Consider the following 573-nt stretch of genomic DNA (forward strand, 5'->3'; position numbering starts at 1 on the left):
CACGGGACCATTTGGTTGCGGGGACAGGATTTGAACCTGCGACCTTCGGGTTATGAGCCCGACGAGCTACCGTACTGCTCCACCCCGCGATGATACTATTCATATAAAATTCATATGGTGGAGGATGACGGGATCGAACCGCCGACCCCCTGCTTGTAAGGCAGGTGCTCTCCCAGCTGAGCTAATCCTCCAAAGTGGTGACCCGTACGGGATTCGAACCCGTGTTACCGCCGTGAAAGGGCGGTGTCTTAACCACTTGACCAACGGGCCAAATATTATAAATCCTATGGCGGAGAGCAAGGGATTCGAACCCTTGATACGCTTGTGACGTATACACGATTTCCAATCGTGCTCCTTCGGCCAACTCGGACAGCTCTCCAATGGCTCCGCAGGTAGGAATCGAACCTACGACCGATCGGTTAACAGCCGATAGCTCTACCGCTGAGCTACTGCGGAATAATATTGCCTGGCAACGTCCTACTCTCACAGGGACAAGGTCCCAACTACCATCGGCGCTAGAGAGCTTAACTTCCGTGTTCGGTATGGGAACGGGTGTGACCTCTCTGCCATCAT

5 tRNA genes and 1 rRNA gene are annotated in these 573 nt (G+C 53.8%); all 6 read right to left on the reverse strand.

Annotation, left to right across the window (positions count from 1 at the left end):
• Positions 1–12: 12 nt before the first annotated feature.
• Positions 13–89 (reverse strand) — tRNA-Met (locus MR160_RS33825).
• A 26-nt stretch (positions 90–115) separates the two neighbouring features.
• Positions 116–191, reverse strand: a tRNA-Val gene (locus tag MR160_RS33830).
• Between the two features lie 4 nt (positions 192–195).
• Positions 196–270: transfer RNA gene (locus MR160_RS33835), tRNA-Glu, on the reverse strand.
• A gap of 17 nt (positions 271–287) precedes the next feature.
• A tRNA-Ser gene (locus MR160_RS33840) sits at positions 288–379 on the reverse strand.
• A 2-nt stretch (positions 380–381) separates the two neighbouring features.
• Positions 382–456 (reverse strand) — tRNA-Asn (locus MR160_RS33845).
• 8 nt (positions 457–464) lie between these two features.
• Positions 465–573 (reverse strand): 5S ribosomal RNA (gene rrf, locus MR160_RS33850); the annotation flags it as partial.

The organism is Bacillus cereus group sp. BfR-BA-01382 (assembly GCF_022663475.1).
Taxonomy (GTDB): domain Bacteria; phylum Bacillota; class Bacilli; order Bacillales; family Bacillaceae_G; genus Bacillus_A; species Bacillus_A thuringiensis_S.